This is a genomic window from Varibaculum cambriense DSM 15806 (assembly GCF_000420065.1).
Lineage (GTDB): Bacteria > Actinomycetota > Actinomycetes > Actinomycetales > Actinomycetaceae > Varibaculum > Varibaculum cambriense.
In genome coordinates this window covers 445,320-461,443 of the sequence record NZ_ATUF01000002.1, presented here as the reverse complement: position 1 = coordinate 461,443, position 16,124 = coordinate 445,320, and the positions used below count along the sequence as shown (strand labels likewise).

The 16,124-nt window shown below is 53.3% G+C and carries 13 protein-coding genes; 6 read left to right on the top strand and 7 right to left on the bottom strand.

Annotated elements, in window-relative coordinates:
* Positions 1 to 51 precede the first annotated feature (51 nt).
* Together F605_RS0102105 and F605_RS09350 are read left to right on the top strand one after the other, a co-directional pair.
* A complete protein-coding gene (locus tag F605_RS0102105) occupies positions 52 to 2,040 on the top strand; it encodes a hypothetical protein (protein WP_156005229.1) in 1,989 nt (662 codons plus the stop codon).
* Between the two features lie 112 nt (positions 2,041 to 2,152).
* On the top strand, positions 2,153 to 3,340 hold the full coding sequence (locus F605_RS09350) for an ADP-ribosylglycohydrolase family protein (RefSeq protein WP_022864260.1): 1,188 nt from the start codon (positions 2,153 to 2,155) through the stop codon (positions 3,338 to 3,340).
* 61 nt (positions 3,341 to 3,401) lie between these two features.
* Here F605_RS09350 and F605_RS09345 read toward each other — a convergent pair whose 3' ends face one another.
* From F605_RS09345 to F605_RS0102085, 3 genes are all read right to left on the bottom strand, one after another.
* On the bottom strand, positions 3,402 to 4,238 hold the full coding sequence (locus F605_RS09345; protein ID WP_022864259.1) for a polysaccharide deacetylase family protein: 837 nt from the start codon (positions 4,236 to 4,238) through the stop codon (positions 3,402 to 3,404).
* A gap of 129 nt (positions 4,239 to 4,367) precedes the next feature.
* Entirely contained in the window at positions 4,368 to 5,225 is an 858-nt protein-coding gene (locus F605_RS09340) for a 5'-methylthioadenosine/S-adenosylhomocysteine nucleosidase (RefSeq protein WP_022864258.1), read from the bottom strand.
* Between the two features lie 14 nt (positions 5,226 to 5,239).
* A complete protein-coding gene (locus tag F605_RS0102085) occupies positions 5,240 to 5,701 on the bottom strand; it encodes an S-ribosylhomocysteine lyase (protein WP_022864257.1) in 462 nt (153 codons plus the stop codon).
* A 471-nt stretch (positions 5,702 to 6,172) separates the two neighbouring features.
* Between F605_RS0102085 and nrdH the strand changes: the two genes are divergently transcribed.
* The 3 genes from nrdH (at position 6,173) to nrdE (ending at position 9,120) form a co-directional block, all read left to right on the top strand.
* Complete coding sequence (gene nrdH / locus F605_RS0102080) at positions 6,173 to 6,421, top strand: glutaredoxin-like protein NrdH (RefSeq protein ID WP_022864256.1); 249 nt, start codon at positions 6,173 to 6,175, stop codon at positions 6,419 to 6,421.
* 144 nt (positions 6,422 to 6,565) lie between these two features.
* Positions 6,566 to 6,979: a class Ib ribonucleoside-diphosphate reductase assembly flavoprotein NrdI gene (gene nrdI, locus F605_RS0102075; protein ID WP_022864255.1), complete on the top strand. Its 414-nt coding sequence runs from the start codon at positions 6,566 to 6,568 to the stop codon at positions 6,977 to 6,979.
* Entirely contained in the window at positions 6,964 to 9,120 is a 2,157-nt protein-coding gene (nrdE, locus tag F605_RS0102070; protein ID WP_022864254.1) for a class 1b ribonucleoside-diphosphate reductase subunit alpha, read from the top strand. Before nrdI ends, nrdE begins: the two co-directional genes overlap by 16 nt.
* Positions 9,121 to 9,258: 138 nt before the next feature.
* Here the strand turns inward: nrdE and nrdF are convergent, their stop codons facing one another.
* A complete protein-coding gene (nrdF, locus tag F605_RS0102065) occupies positions 9,259 to 10,233 on the bottom strand; it encodes a class 1b ribonucleoside-diphosphate reductase subunit beta (RefSeq protein WP_022864253.1) in 975 nt (324 codons plus the stop codon).
* 119 nt (positions 10,234 to 10,352) lie between these two features.
* Between nrdF and F605_RS09335 the strand changes: the two genes are divergently transcribed.
* On the top strand, positions 10,353 to 12,083 hold the full coding sequence (locus F605_RS09335; protein ID WP_022864252.1) for an ABC-ATPase domain-containing protein: 1,731 nt from the start codon (positions 10,353 to 10,355) through the stop codon (positions 12,081 to 12,083).
* A gap of 336 nt (positions 12,084 to 12,419) precedes the next feature.
* Here F605_RS09335 and F605_RS0102055 read toward each other — a convergent pair whose 3' ends face one another.
* The 3 genes from F605_RS0102055 to F605_RS0102045 form a co-directional block, all read right to left on the bottom strand.
* A complete protein-coding gene (locus tag F605_RS0102055; protein WP_022864251.1) occupies positions 12,420 to 13,907 on the bottom strand; it encodes an amino acid permease in 1,488 nt (495 codons plus the stop codon).
* A 188-nt stretch (positions 13,908 to 14,095) separates the two neighbouring features.
* The gene (locus F605_RS0102050) at positions 14,096 to 14,575 is read right to left on the bottom strand and encodes a low molecular weight protein-tyrosine-phosphatase (RefSeq protein ID WP_022864250.1); all 480 of its coding nucleotides are present in this window, start codon (positions 14,573 to 14,575) and stop codon (positions 14,096 to 14,098) included.
* 56 nt (positions 14,576 to 14,631) lie between these two features.
* Positions 14,632 to 16,071, bottom strand: a complete 1,440-nt coding sequence (locus F605_RS0102045; RefSeq protein ID WP_022864249.1) for a GuaB1 family IMP dehydrogenase-related protein — start codon at positions 16,069 to 16,071, stop codon at positions 14,632 to 14,634.
* Between the last annotated feature and the right edge of the window lie 53 nt (positions 16,072 to 16,124).

Sequence of the window (16,124 nt, the reverse complement as noted above, 5' to 3'; positions counted from 1 at the left end):
AAATATTTTTCGGATCTGGTTTTGTCGGTTTCTACGATGGAATCTGAGGCTATGAAAACAGCAAAAAGCAGTGGTAACACTTCCGCAAGAAATAATCAGATCCCCGGTTCGTCCTCAAGGATTAGTCCTCAACGTCGCCAGCGTGCTCGGAGACGAAAATGTCTCAGCCTCCTCGGGTTAGCTGCCGCGATCGCCATGATCACCTCCGCTATGGTTGTTACCGATCAAGGAACTTCCCAAGCAGCCGGACCTGGGGCGGCCTGGAAAAACTATGGCAACTCCAAACTAGAGTTAAATGCTCGTAAATCTATCGATGGTAGCAAAGTGGCGGTCTGTGCCACCGATCGGCAGATTAACTCTCCGCGCAACAAGTGGATTAACTACCAGGGGCGCCGAGTAATCGGTGCGGGGCAAGAGTATAGATCTAACGGAGCGACCTTTGAAGTTAAAGATAAAGTAAAAGGAACGACTGTAGTATTTCCGGCAGCGCAAGAATACCGAGTAGCTTACCTAGCCGGACAACTTCGCGGTGCTATCGATAAAGGAGACCCGGAACTGGGGGCTACCGTATACGCGATTCATTCGTTATCGGGGCGTTTAACTGCGGAGCAAAACCGTTCCGCTCAGATTAAGCAACGGGCTGCCCAGCTTGTGCAGCAAGCCGCCGCCTATGCCGGCCCCTACCAGATGGCAGCCCCGGAAATAAAAGTAAACCCGGGATCCACGCAAGGAACCGTGTACCTGCCAGTGCCTCAAAGCGCAGCTGGTCGCCCGATGAGCGGACTCAAAGAAAGCGTTACCTTAACGGGACCGGCACATTTTTCCAGTAAAGGTCAACCCAAAACCCTTAGTACTTCCTCGGTGAGCACCGCCAAAGAGCTCCCGATAGAGGTAACCGGTCCCGGGAAAGTGAGTGCCCAGGTGCAGGTGTTAGGGCTGCCGCCAGTTAGTTACGAAATCTGGGAACATACCCGTTGGCAGGATTTGCTGATCGCCGGCCCGAATTCGCAAATAAGCACCAGTGCAGCTACGAGCGTTGAGCCACGACAGTTCTTTGCGGTAAAAACGCAGACGCAATCGCAAATGAGACCGCTAGAACAAGGAGCGGAACTAGCGGACACCATTTTGGTGAAAGCCGAAGAAAAATGGGGGAAGACTACCGGACAAGAAACCTGGCAAACCGTGATGATCGACTTGTCGCTTTACGGACCTTTTAGCTCTGCGCGCGGCCCGGGACAGATCCCAACAGAGGCTCAGCCAATAAAAACCTGGCAGTTACCCGCTACTCCCAAAAATGCGGAAGAGGCAGAAAACGGCGTCACTATCTCTAACGAAACTGATCCCTATAAGATAGACCAACCAGGTTTCTATACTTTCGTAGCCGCTGCGCATCGGGACTTACAGCCGGAGGATACCCACTTAAAAGCAGACTATGTACCCAATTTTTTTGAGGAAGAGGAAACTCAGGTACTGCCGTTTTCTCCGGGGGTAAAAACTCAGGCGAAAGTAGTAACCGATAAACAGGGCAAAATATTGACCGATCAGGTAGAACTGAGAGGATTTCCCGACGATCACCCGGATTTTGTGGGCACCGGCAAATGGAAAGGTGATGAACCGGTAGTCCGTAATGACCTTTACTGTCTACCTCAACCCATTAAAGATCAAGATACACAGGGGAAAGAACCCTTAGCTAGGGTGGAGCTACCGGCTAAGAACGGAACTTATACTGTGGACAAAGATAAGGACGGAAAACCGCTCAGCCTGGAACGCTTGAAATGTAAAGACACTTATGTGTTTGTCACTAGCTATGAAGGGGACTCGCGGACGCAAGCTTTTAGAAGTTCGGAAACCGAAACAGATGAACAATATGCCCTGCCTCAAGCCCCGCCTCCGCCTACCTCCTCTACGCCGCCTCCGCCTTCAAGCGAGCAGACGGTACTATCTGCCACTGGTGCCAGTCCCTCAGCTCCGCTGTCGGCGGCGCTAATCGCCCTCGGGTGTGGAGGACTGCTAGTTTCCTATCGTGCTCGCCGCAAATAAGCCTGCCCGCTATCAAGGATAGCTAGCCTGAACCCCTGGCTATTTCGCTAACCACGCGTTATAGCCAGGGGAATCTCGCCTATCCACTAGTAGGTGCATTAAAGTTGACAGGGTGGCTGATGCGCGTGATAAAAATCCAGAACGCACCGATCAAGAAAAGGACTTGATCCGGCGCGGCGGACAAGCACCCCTAGCCATAATGGCAGATCGGGCTAGTGGCGTCCTCGTGGGGCAAGCTTGTGGTAACGCGCTAGGGGTTGGCTACGAATTCAAAACTCCTCCTCTAGAGGGAATTCCCCGAATGCTGGGAGCAACGGGACGTCTAAGTCCGGGAGAATGGTCAGAAGCCACCCAGCTGGGAATCTGTATAGCAGAAGTAGCGGTCACCGGAATCGATCTGACCACAGAAGAAGGCTTGGATGCCGTCGCTACCCGTTATTTAGCCTGGTATCACGGGGGAAGTCGTAAAATAGATGCACCCACCAGGGTGGTGCTAGAAACCACCAGTAACGATATTTCTAATATGAATCCCGCCCGAAAAATGCGTTCCGCTGCCGCCTATTTTCATTTGCGTACCCGCCGTACTTCCGGAGCCGGTCCGCTTAGCCGCTGCGCTATTTTGGGGCTCACCCGGATAAAAGATCCCCAGTGGACAGCAGAATCAGTGCGAGCGGTGACCGAACTAACTCACGTGGATCCTTTAGCCAGTGAGGCAGCGGTGATCTATACGGAAGCGATCCGCCGGGCAGTTACTGATCCGCTTCCCGGTGAAGAAACTTGGGGCAACCGGATCAACCTGGGGGCGGGAATAGCGCTGCTACCCACAGCTCGCCGCGAACAGTGGCAGGAATGGTTGCAACAAGCCGAGGAAACCTACTTCAAACCGCCGCGTGACAACACCTATGCAGTTACCGCCCTACAGGCAGTGGCAGGAATCTTGCAAGCTGTGAAAATCGAGCATGCCGAGATGCCGCTTAGCGGACAAGACGCCCTCCGCCGCGCCACCTCCCTCGCGGTACAGCTGGGAGGCGCAACTGATGCTATTGCCGGTTTAGTAGGGGCATTATTTGCAGCCGGAATTGGGCTCGCGCAAATCCCTGCCGATCTGCAAACGAAGTTGCACGGATGGCCGGGACTAAAAGCCGACGCTCTTGCCGAAATCGGGTTAGGAACCGCGCTTGCGGGGGTAGTGGGAACCCACGGAATGGCTCGAATGATTGCCTCCGCGTCCTCGCTGCACGATCTGGTCGCGGCCCATCCCGATGCGGAAGTAGATGCTATGACCAGCCCGGAGTCTTAAGCCTCCGGGAATAAATAAAGAATTTCGGGGACAGTCTGTCAGAAAAACCTAGCTGTCGCGATTACTCGCGAACCATGTTTTGATCAAAATAAATCTTGCCGGGAGTAAGCGATCCTCCGAATAATTCGGGAACTGTCACCATCGTGAACCCTTGAGAGCGTAGATATTTAATGATCTCGGGTACTGCTTGAATGCTGGTGGGGTGAATATCGTGCATCAAAATAATCGACCCCGGTTTAGTTTGCTGTTGAACCTGAGACAATACCGCGTTTGGGTCACGATGCTTCCAATCCAAAGTGTCAACATCCCAGATTAGAGCAGCATGATTTAAGGATTTCAAGACAGAAATTACCCGGGGGTTAAAAGCCCCATAGGGTGGGCGAGTGAAAGTAAGTTTCGCATCCGGGGCAGCTTTCTTGATCGCGTCTGCCGTGCTGGTTATTTCGTTGACTATTTTGTCGTCAGGAATCTTAGTTAACTGCGGATGGTTCCAGGTGTGAACACCCAGGGAGTGCCCCTCTTTGAACTCTCGTGCCACCGTATCCGGGTAAGTGACAACCGCTTTGCCCACCAGTAGGAAAGTAGCGGGAACATTTTCCGCCTTTAAAGTATCCAAAAGTTTCGGAGTGTCAGGACCGGGGCCATCATCAAAAGTTAACGCCACACACTTTTCCTTAGTGCAATCCACCGGAGGACGAGTAGGGGTGGGAGTGGTGGTGGGGGTAGCTTTGGGGGTCTTAGTTTTCGTGGGAGTCGTTTTAGAAGTCGTGGAGGAAGCGTTCGGGGTTCCCGAATCTCTGGTTGCGGCGTAAGCGACCACTATAGCCGAGCACAATACTGCGACCCCTACTATTAGCCCAATGATTACTTTCAAATTACGAGGACGCGACGAGGCCATGAATGTTCTCCCACTGCAAATAAGATTACATGGAAATCATACCGCGCCGATTAGAGGACAGTCTTGATCAGGCGCAAAAGTGGCCGATATCTGTGTCACAATGTGATATTGCTGGCGGCGTGACTAGATCTAGCAGGACTCAAGTAGGCAGATCGTGGCTGCCGCGGAGAGCGCCCCGCAAACAGCAGCGTTACCGTGATATACGTCTTGACCTTCCGGGGAGCAAAGGTCGGAAACGCAGCGCACTGCCAAGAAGGGAACCTGGGATAAAAATGCTACTTGGGCTGCGGCTGCTGATTCCATTTCTGCAGCTAGAGCCGTAGGAAAGGCTGAACGTACTGCACTAACATTGGCTTCAGTAATAAAAGAATCCCCGGTGGCGATGGTACCGCAGCGTACCGGGATCTCCTCTAAAGCGTCGGCAAGTTCCGTCTCTGCCGCAAAAACTGGATTTTTAAATCGGGAGGCAGCGGTTTCCCGGGGTGAAGGATCCTCGCCAGGATCGGTTAAGAGGCTACGGGCGCTCGACAGTAATCTTTCATTACCTGCATAGTGGGCTGGCATGCCTGGGAGCTGCCCGCGCTGATAACCAAAAGCGGTAGCGTCTGCGCTGTGAAACACGTAGTTGTCACCGAAAATAATTTCCCCGACTTGGCTGTCTTTGGCTAAACCCCCAGCGGTGCCTGAATATAGCACTTGGTGTGCCCCTAATACCTCAATCGCGATCGCAGTGGTGCGGGCAGCATTAACCATTCCCACCCCGCTTTGTACCCCGAGGACTTCTCCGGGAATCTCCGGTAAATCCAGGGGGTAAAAACATAGTCCTGAGACTTCCCTAACCGGGGTCGGAAGTACTTTTTTGGGGTTAGATGGTTGGTAGGAGTCTGAGAAGCGGTGAGAAAGACATTCTTGCAACCAAGAACGGTTCACCAAAGGAGCTAGCTCGGTAAGTTCCGCGCAGATAATAACAGTCTCGTAGCTGCTCATAACCTATTTATCCCCTAAGCGTAGATCTGATTCCAGCTATCGCGAGCCGCTAAGAAACGCGCGGTAGCCTGCTGCGCTCCTTTAAGGCTATGGTTCGCGCCCCATCCGCATTGGCGTTCATTTGCTGCGGGGACCTGGTCAGCGCGTTGAATATCCTCAAAAGTTAGCGCCAATAGCTGAGTGAACTCGTCTGGTTCTACCCCTAACATCAGGGCGTAAAATCCGGTTTGGCATCCCATCGGTGAAAAATCAATCAACTTATCGGTATGGTTGCGCATCAGTTCCGCGGTGAGATGCTCAATCGAGTGCACGGTGTACATTTCCAAATGTTCCTGGTTTGGTTGGCAAAAGCGCACATCGTATTTGACCAGTTCGTCGCCGCCCGGTAACTGTTTGCGATCGGCCACCCGCACAAAGGGAGCGGCCACTTTCGTGTGATCTAGGTTGAAAGATTCCACGTTCATGCGCTCACTCATCGCCTGCTCCTTAGTAGTAGCTGTTCTGGATACCATCTTATCTGCAACCATTCGTGTGCGGGGGCTAGCTTGCCGTCGTTGCGGGTCTGGGGCAAACTTTTCCCCCGCGCTTACCAGTGGGCGCTAGGCAGAATCGGCCCCTGTGCGCGGACACCTGTGACACGCCGGGAAAAGTTTATCCACAATTTTTGGTGGAACCGCTCACCAATAATCTCGGGTATGGGTTTTACTCAAAAGCCAGGCAGACGCGGGGCGGTCAGCCTCGAAAGAGGTTTCGTATCCGGGGTATCCCCAGAAAAATGCCCTCTTTCCACCGGTTATCCCCAAACACACTATCTTGGGGTACTGGTGTTAAGTCACTACTAGGTGTAGTGTTTAGTTCATCGCCAAAATGTGGCGGCATAAAAACTACACTGATGTTATTCTTTGAATAGCGCAGACGAAGAAAGCCGATTTAAGGAGCGCAGAAACATGTCGATCACCGTTTACTCTAAGCCTCGTTGCGTACAGTGTGATGCGACCAAGCGCGCCCTCAAAAAGCAAGGAATTGCTTACGCGGAAGTTGATATGAGCCAAGATCCGGACGCTCTGGAACACGTAAAATCTTTAGGATTCGTGCAGGCTCCGGTAGTGGTAACTGATACCGATTCTTGGAGCGGATTCCGTCCCGATAAGATCAAGGGGACAGCGGTCGCCGCGCGGGCGGTGGCTACTGCCTAAGGCGGGCGCATCCTCCAAAAACTATTAAAATATATTTCGGATACCTGTCGCCTCCCAGGGGTGCGGTATTGCGGAACCAACAGAAAAATAGTGCATCCCAGAGCAGGTATTAGCGAGAAGCGAAAACAGTAAGGCAGGTCAAAGGTGAGCGATACGGAACCTCTGCTAGTCTACTTTTCTTCCGCAACGGGTAACACTAAGCGTTTTGTAGAGAAACTAGGTTTTCGCAGTAAAAGGATTCCCCTGCGTCCTCGCGATGAATTCCTCTATGTAAACGAACCCTATGTGATTGTGGTGCCTACCTATGGGGGCGGCAACATCAAAGGGGCCGTGCCCAAGCAAGTAATCAAGTTCTTAAACGAAAAGAGCAACCGCGAGCACTGCGTAGGGGTTATCGCCAGCGGAAACACTAACTTTGGCAAAGCGTATTGCATTGCCGGCGATATTCTCGCCCAAAAACTGAAAATCCCGTTTATGTACAAGTACGAACTCTTGGGAACCTCCCAGGACGTTGAGATATGCCGTAAAGGACTGAGTGAGTTTTGGCAGAAAATCTAACTGACACCGGAGTAGAAACCGCGCCCGCTCCCGAGCTGGACTATCACGCTTTAAATGCGGAACTGAACCTGTATGACAAAGAGGGAAAAATCCAATTTTGGGCAGATAAAGAGGCAGCCCGCCAGTACTTCCTGCAGCACGTAAACCAGAACACGGTGTTCTTCCACGACCTGGAAGAAAAGATGAAGTACCTGGTAAGCGAGGGTTATTACGAACAGGAGGTGGTAGAGCAATACCAGTTCCAGTTCATTAAGGATCTATTTAAACAGGCTTATGCCTATAAGTTCCGTTTCCCCACTTTCTTGGGGGCATTCAAGTATTACACCTCCTATACTTTGAAAACTTTCGACGGTAAACGCTACCTGGAACGCTTCGAGGATCGGGTATGTATGGTGGCGCTCTACCTGGCGCGTGGGGATGAAGAACTGGCCAAGCGTCTGGTAGACGAGATCATGACTGGTCGTTTCCAGCCGGCTACCCCCACTTTCTTAAATGCCGGCAAGAAAGCGCGCGGGGAACTGGTTTCCTGCTTCCTGCTGCGCATTGAGGACAATATGGAATCCATCGCGCGGGGTATCAACTCTGCCCTGCAGCTTTCTAAACGCGGAGGAGGGGTAGCCCTCTCGCTTACTAACCTGCGGGAAGCGGGCGCCCCGATTAAGAAAATCGAGAATCAGTCCTCCGGGGTAGTTCCGGTAATGAAACTGCTTGAGGATTCCTTCTCTTACGCCAATCAGTTGGGGGCGCGGCAAGGCGCCGGAGCGGTCTATCTCAATGCTCACCACCCCGACATTATGGAATTCTTGGATACCAAGCGGGAAAATGCGGATGAGAAAATCCGGATTAAGTCTCTGTCCCTGGGGGTAGTAATCCCGGATATTACTTTCCACCTGGCACGCAATAAGGAACCCATGTACCTGTTTAGCCCTTACGATATAGAGCGGGTCTACGGGAAACCGATGAGCGATATTTCCATCACCGAACATTATCGGGAAATGGTAGAGGACGGGCGGATCCGCAAAAAGAAGATTGACGCGCGCCGTTTCTTCCAGACCCTGGCGGAGATCCAGTTCGAATCCGGCTATCCCTATATTGTTTACGAGGACACCGTCAACCGGGCTAACCCGATTAAGGGACGTATCTCCATGTCCAACCTGTGTTCAGAGATCTTGCAGGTCTCGGAAAAGAGCGAGTTCAACGAAGACCTCACCTATGAGCAGGTGGGTAAAGATATTTCCTGTAACCTAGCTTCGCTAAATATTGCCAAGACTATGGACTCTCCAGACTTTTCTGCCACCATCGAGACCGCGATCCGCGGCTTGACCAGCGTATCTGACTTGTCAAATATTCGGGCAGTGCCTTCGATCGAGCGCGGCAATAGCATGAGCCACGCTATTGGACTCGGGCAAATGAACCTGCACGGCTACCTGGCGCGGGAAAAGGTTTTCTATGGCAGTGAAGAAGCCTTGGATTTCACCAATATGTATTTCATGACCGTGGCGTTCGAAGCGATTAAAGCCTCGTGCAAGATTGCGAAAGAGCGTGGGGAACGCTTCGAAGGCTTCGAAGATTCCCAGTACTACTCTGGGCAGTATTTCGAGAAATACATTAACGGCGATTGGACTCCCCAGACTGAAAAGTGCCGGGAGCTGCTAGAAAAATCGTCAATCAAGGTGCCTACCAACGAGGATTGGAAGAAGCTGGCCGAAAAAGTCCGGGAATACGGAATGTATCACCAGAATCTGCAGGCGGTGCCCCCAACCGGGTCGATTTCCTATATCAATAACTCCACCTCCTCCATCCACCCAATCGTGGCCAAGATTGAGATTCGGAAAGAGGGCAAGATCGGGCGGGTTTACTACCCGGCTCCCTATATGGATAACGACAACCTGGAGTATTACCAGGATGCCTACGAGATTGGACCGGAAAAGATTATCGACACCTATGCGGTGGCCACCCAGCATGTCGATCAGGGACTCAGCTTGACGCTGTTCTACCCGGACACGGTCACTACTCGCGAGGTAAACAAGAACTATATTTACGCTTGGCGCAAGGGGATCAAGACCCTTTATTATATGCGTCTGCGTCAGCACGCCCTGCAGGGAACCGAGGTCGAAGGCTGCGTATCCTGTATGCTCTAGGGATGCTCGGCTACTCCAATGGGCGCTAGGGTGTTAAGAGTTTAATAACATACAAACAGCTGCTGGTGGGGAAGAAAATTTATTTTTCCCCACCAGCAGCTGTTAGTTTTCCTTTAGCGCAGCTGCGTCCTTAAGTATCTAGAAGTCCCAGTCATCATCCTCGGTATCGACAATCTCGCCTATTACGTAGGAAGATCCGGAACCGGAGAAGAAGTCATGGTTTTCATCCGCCGAAGGCGACAGCGCCGCCAAAATCGCGGGATTCACATCGGTAGAATCCGCCGGGAATAGTGCCTCGTACCCCAGGTTCATCAGGGCTTTATTGGCGTTGTAACGCAAGAACTTCTTTACATCCTCGGTCAGTCCCAGGGGGTCATACAGATCTTCGGTATAGGATTCTTCGTTGTCGTAGAGTTCTGTCAACAGGTCAAAGGTGTAATCCTTGAGTTCTTGTTGACGTTCCGGCGAGGACTCGTTGACCGCCAACTGGTATTTATAGCCAATGTAATAGCCATGCACCGCTTCATCTCGAATAATCAGGCGAATCAAATCCGCGGTGTTAGTTAGCTTGGCATGTGCCGACCAGTACATGGGGGCGTAGAACCCGGAATAGAACAGGAAAGACTCTAGCAGGGTAGAGGCCACTTTGCGTTTTTCCGGATCATCACCTTGATAGTAGTTCATGATGATATGCGCCTTGCGCTGTAAGTTATCGTTTTCTTCACTCCAGCGGAAAGACTCATTGATCTCGGTGGTGGACAGCAGGGTAGAGAAAATCGAGGAATATGATTTCGCGTGCACGCTCTCCATAAAGGCGATATTGGTGTAAACCGCCTCTTCATGCGGGGTGCGGGCATCCGGAATCAGGGAAACTGCGCCCACCGTGCCCTGCAAGGTATCCAGTAAGGTCAGGCCGGTAAATACTCGGTTAGTCATCACCTGTTCTTCTGGTTTCAGGGTTTTCCAAGAAGGTAGATCATTCGACAGCGGAATCTTTTCTGGCAACCAGAAGTTCCCGGTGAGCCGATCCCAAACTTCCTGATCTTTATCGTCCTGGATATCGTTCCAGTTGATTGCCTGGATTGTGTCAACCAGTTTCAGCTTGTCAGTCACGAAAAATTCCTTCCATCCTCAGAAATACCCGTGCAGCCGTCTAGTGGCGCTCGGAAAATGCCTCATGGTACTTAGCTAGTCTACAAGGCGAGTCAGCGTGCGTCATAGAATAGGGAACTATGCGGGATGCAGATGAGCTAATTCGGAAAACAAAATCACTCGATGGCCGCTCCTATGGCGGCTATAAACAACTAGTCGGTCAATGGAGTTTTGGGGACTTTACTTTCGCTATCGACCGGGTGCAGTCCGACCCCTTTGCCCCACCTTCCGCCTGCCGAGTGCTGGTTCCGCTGGATACTGTGCAGATCCCCGCCGAGATTGCCACTGACAAGTTGGCACGGATAGCTACCGGTGATTTTTTGGCGCGGCGAGCCCGCAAAATTTTCGGGACGCGGCGTTCAGGTGGGAAATCTGAGGCGCAACTGCGAATAGCGCCGGTGGGGCAAGAAATCTTAGCGCGCTCCTCGGTAACCCTGAGTGAAGACGGGCTGGAACTGCGCGTCCAGGTACCATTCCCGGCAGCAGGCCGACGGATTTTAGGGCGTAATTTTGCCCGCTTCTTGGACTACGACCTGTGCGAGTTAGTCTATAAAACCGTATGTTTTGGTGAGGACGACGGCCCGGATTTAGCCGACCTTACTCGCCATATTCACACGCTTAAAGATCATGCGGCACTGCAAAAGATGCTTAGCGAGCGCGGCTGGGTGGCCTTCGTGGCGGATGGGGCACTGCTGGCCAGGGCTTCCGGAATTAGCGATTTACCGATGAAAAATGCGGTGCCTTTCCACCTACCTACGGTGTTAGGTGAGGACGCGCCCTCGCCCTTAGTGCAAAGCGTAGAGCTGCCCTATAGCGGGAAAATCTCGGGAATGGCGATCCCTAAAGGAATCACCGTGATTGTAGGGGGCGGATATCACGGCAAATCCACGCTGCTAGAAGCGTTAGAGCGTGCGGTGTATCCCCATATTCCGGGGGATGGCCGGGAACTGGTAGCTACTTTGCCCGATGCAATAAAAGTACGGGCTGAGGACGGACGCGCAATAACTGGCACCGATATTTCTTTATTTATCGGCTCTCTTCCAGGGGGAAGTGACACGCGGCAGTTCTTTACCGAAAATGCTTCCGGATCAACCTCACAAGCAGCGGCAATTACTGAAGCCATAGAGTGCGGCTCGCGGGCTCTGCTGATTGATGAAGATACCTCGGCCACCAACCTTTTGTTGCGAGATAGCCGGATGCGACAACTGGTGCGCAGCGAGCCGATTATTCCCTTAATCGACCGGGTAGGGGGCATCCGGGAGGAACTGGGAGTATCCACCATTATGGTGATGGGAGGCTCGGGAGATTTCCTGGATTTAGCCGACCAGGTGCTACTGCTAGAAAATTATCTTCCCTACGATGCCACCGCGAGGGCGCGGGAAGTAAGCAGGGGAGAGGTTGCAGCCAGCAGCACGGATAACGCGGCGGCTCCCTGTCCGCAAGAGGCAGTACACAAACGCCTCCTGCTATCTTGCCCGCCTCCGCCTGCAGGACGGCGCGAAAAAACTCGCGCCGAAGGCACCGCCACATTGCGCTTGAACCGTGAAGAAATCGATATTTCCGCCCTTGCCCAAGTAGTTGATCCCGGGCAAGCAGAAGCGATTGCTTACGCGATTCGTACTTTGGTCACTGACGCCACCGGTAAAGAAACTATTGCAGATGCTTGCGCCCGTTTCGCGACCGAGTTCGCGTCCTCTAGCTGGCAGGCTTTCGCCGCCGGACGCTACCCGGCGTTCCTGGCCGCCCCCCGCCTCCAAGATATTTTCGCGGCGCTTTGCCGCTATCGCCACCTAAAAGCCCGCTCCGCCTAATTCCTGCTGTATTAGTCCGCGTACAGGGGCGGATTTTGCCTCGCGCCCCGAAATCCGGAAAATGCTCTGGCATTTTCACGGATTTATGCCGCAGCCTACCCTGCGGCATAAATCCGCCCCTGCACGCTCATTGCGTACCTTGCGGGATCCGCGTTCCCGCTCAGATGTTTACATGTGCGATACCAGCGAGCGCGGGGGCTAGGTTTTATCCGAGTGGGTGCGGTGGGCATAAGAATTCGGAAAACGCCGCTACGTTTTCCGAATTCTTGGGCGGGAGGAAAAACCTAGGCTCCGCGCGGGAACTGCAACCGGGAGGATCTAAAATCTGCGGGCGGGTTATTTGGCTTGGTACTCCTGGGCGGCTGCTAGTTCCCGGCGGCGACGGTCCGCAAACTCGGCGCGGATTTTCGCGTTGTGGGGATTGCGGCTCGCCAGGAACGATAACCCAGCGGTGATAGCAATCCAAAGCAGGCTGGCCAACATGGCGAACCGCGTTGCGGGATCGAGGGCGAGGACGAATACCATCGCCACAATAAAGACACTGATTACTGCGATAGAAAAATATCCACCGGGCATGGCAAATATTGATTCTTCATGCTTTTGGGGCAGGCGCCGGCGAAACTCTACGTAGGAGGCCACGATCATGACCCATACGAACATGAATAGCACCGAGGCCACCGAAGTTACCAGGGTAAACGCTTCCATTACCGTGCCGCCTACTGCCATCAGAGCAATGGAGGTAAGCAAGAATAGACAGGTAACAATCAGCGCGTTTAAGGGTACGGAGCGACGGGAAAGCTTCCGGAAGATCTTCGGGGCGTCACTGCGCAGCGCCATGGCGTACATCATCCGGGAGGTGGAATAAACTCCCGAGTTACACGAAGAGGCGGCCGAAGTCATTACCACCAGGTTCACTAGTGAAGCCGCAAAGACGAGTCCTACGAGAGAGAACAGTCCAACGAAGGGGGAAGATTCGGGGTCGAGAGAATCCCAAGGAGTCACCGACATGATCGCTGCTAACGCCAAAACATAGAACAACAACACCCGCAACGGAATCGAATTAATGGCTTTGGGGAGCGATTTCTCGGGATCTTTGGTTTCTGCGGCCGTAGTACCAACCAGCTCAATCCCTACGAAACTAAAGATTGCCAGTTGGAATCCGCCTAGGAATCCGGAAAAACCATTCGGGAAGAACCCGGAACCAGTAACGCCCGGGCGCGACCACAGATTAGTGATGGTGGCGTGCTGGCCATCGGGAGCAGTAAACCCGATAATCACCATTACGGTTCCGCAACAGATCAGGGCAATAATCGCGACGATTTTTATCATCGAGAACCAAAACTCGGTTTCCCCAAAAGCCTTTACCGTGAGGGCGTTAAGGAAAAATAATAGTGCCACGGTAGCAATCGCGGGAATCCAACGCGGCAGATCTGGCCACCAAAAATTGAAATAACCGGCAATCGCGATCACCTCGGCGGTGCCGGTAACTATCCAACACAGCCAATACGTCCATCCCACTACGAAGCCAGCGCCTGGCCCCAACAGGTCGGTAATGAAATCGGCGAAGGTGCCATACTTATGATCGGAAACCAGTAGTTCCCCCATGCATCGCATAACCAGGAATAACACTGCCCCGATAATGGTGTAAACCAACAGTACTGAAGGACCCGCCAAGTGAATCGTGCGTCCGGATCCCATAAACAGGCCGGTACCGATGGCTCCGCCAATCGCGATTAACTGGATATGCCGATTCGAGAGGTTGCGTTGCAATCCCCCCGAATGCTTATTGATAATGTCCTCAACCTCGACTGGTTTATTTGGCATGGGCGTTCCCTTATCGATCGCTTTTCGTTTCCTCGATTTTAAGCGCTAAAACCCAAAACTAAGCAAACTGATGCCCATGTGCGCGTGATTAGCTTTCCTCTGGTATCGGGTCGACCCTAGCCCCCGCGCCGGCCACCTCTAGCTACGTAAAAGAAAATATCGAGGTTGAGGGCATTCAGCGAGAAGGGTCAGGAGATCTCGGAGAGGACTTCTAGGAGTACCGGAGTTACCCGCTCGATTACTTCCAAGGTGTCGGCGAATTCGCGATCCCCGCCATACCAAGGATCGGGAACCTCCATATCGTCCGGGCTGGCTTCGGGATCGAATTCGCGGTAGAGACGAATTTTGCTCTCATCGGCTCCCCAACGCTGTGCTAGGCGGGTGAGGGCGCGCTGATGACCACTGGTCATGGCGAGTAGTAGATCAAAATCTTCGAAATCACGGCGACTGATCTGACGGGCATAGTGATCGGGAACCAGCCAACCGTGATCTTCTAGGATATGTACCGCGCGGTAGTCTGGAGGGTTACCGTGTTCTTCGTCAGAGACTCCCACCGAATCAAAAACCAGGTTATCGCGGGTTTCTTCTTCAGCCTTTTGGGAGGCAACTGCCTGTGCCATGACTGAACGGCAAATGTTACCGGTGCATACGAACAGTACCCGGGTCAATGGGATTCCTTTCGTTAACCATTTTGGTGGTGTGCCCTTGTCATATTGACGCAGGTTTACCAGGAGCTTTCTACGGGGGCGCCCTCTTTATATCCGGCGGCGCTTTGAATCCCGACGATTGCTTTTTCCCGGAATTCAGCCTGGTTAGTGGCGCCCGCATAGGTGAAGGAGGAACGCACCCCCGCCAGAATCTGGTCGATCAAGTTCTCTACCCCGGGACGGGCAGGATCCAGATACATCCGCGAGGTAGAGATCCCCTCTTCGAATAGTTCTTTACGGGCGCGTTCAAAGCCGCGGGAGGTGGCATTACGGTTACGAACTGCCCGGCGTGAGGCCATCCCAAAGTTTTCTTTGTAGGGGCGTCCATTCCCGTCGCGCACAATATCGCCCGGAGATTCGTGAGTACCAGCGAACCAGGAACCGACCATCACGTTAGAGGCTCCGGCTGCCAATGCTAAGGCCACGTCCCGCGGATGACGTACGCCGCCGTCAGCCCAAACATGCTTCCCTAGTTCGTGGGCGCGGCGAGAACATTCGAGTACTGCCGAAAATTGGGGGCGGCCTACGCCAGTCGCCATCCGGGTAGTACACATGGCGCCTGGACCAATGCCGACTTTCAAAATATCGGCGCCGGCAGCAGCCAGTTCGGAGACTGCGTCCGCGGTGACCACGTTTCCTGCCACGATTGGTACTTCCACTCCGGTGGCTCGTACTGCCTCTAAAGCCTGGATGGTTTTATCTTGATAGCCGTGGGCAGTATCGACCACTAAGACATCTACGCCCGCTTCTACCAGTTGGCAGGCGCGTCCGGCCACGTCACCGTTAATGCCGATCGCCGCAGCTACCCGCAGTTTGCCATCTTTATCGGTGTTGGGGGTGTAGATGGAGGAACGCACGGCACCCGGCGCGGTCATTACCCCGACTAGGCGTCCGTCAGTATCAACTACGGCGCCGAGCCCCAGGTGTTCTTCCGCAAGCTGGCGGTAAGCGTCCTCGGGGCCGATCCCCTCCGGCAAAAGTAAGGTGCGGGTGTCCATCACGGTATGTAGCTGCGCAAAGTGATCTACTCCCGCCAGCGCCGACTCGGGGACCACTCCGATCGGGCGGTTTTCTTCATCTACGACTAGCACCGCGCGGTGGGAGCGCTTAGAAATCAAGGACAGGGCCGCTGCTACCGTGTCGTGAGGACCGAGCACTACCGGAGTGTCATAGACCGTGTGGCAGGCTTTCACCTCAGCTACAGTCTTAGCGATGATGTCACCGGGAACATCTTGAGGCAGAGTTACTAGACCGCCGCGGCGAGAAACTGTTTCCGCCATACGTTTACCGGCAACTGCCGTCATATTTGCGACGATAATCGGCACCGTAGTGCCACTGCCGTCGTCGGAAGATAGATCCACGTCGAAGCGGGAAGCTATTCCCGAACGCGAGGGAACCATAAAAACATCGTCATAGGTCAGCTCATAAGGTGCCGACATTCCATTTAAAAAGCGCACGGCTACTCAGCTTAGTGCAAAGAAAGCAAAAGGGGGAGACCTTAATTTAAATA

Excerpts from the sequence above, each read along its gene's own strand:
- F605_RS0102105 (WP_156005229.1), top strand. The coding sequence starts at position 52 with ATGAAAACAGCAAAAAGCAGTGGTAACACTTCCGCAAGAAATAATCAG.
- F605_RS09345 (WP_022864259.1), bottom strand. The coding sequence starts at position 4,238 with ATGGCCTCGTCGCGTCCTCGTAATTTGAAAGTAATCATTGGGCTAATA.
- F605_RS09340 (WP_022864258.1), bottom strand. The coding sequence starts at position 5,225 with ATGAGCAGCTACGAGACTGTTATTATCTGCGCGGAACTTACCGAGCTA.
- F605_RS0102085 (WP_022864257.1), bottom strand. The coding sequence starts at position 5,701 with ATGAGTGAGCGCATGAACGTGGAATCTTTCAACCTAGATCACACGAAA.
- nrdH (WP_022864256.1), top strand. The coding sequence starts at position 6,173 with ATGTCGATCACCGTTTACTCTAAGCCTCGTTGCGTACAGTGTGATGCG.
- F605_RS09335 (WP_022864252.1), top strand. The coding sequence starts at position 10,353 with ATGCGGGATGCAGATGAGCTAATTCGGAAAACAAAATCACTCGATGGC.
- F605_RS0102055 (WP_022864251.1), bottom strand. The coding sequence starts at position 13,907 with ATGCCAAATAAACCAGTCGAGGTTGAGGACATTATCAATAAGCATTCG.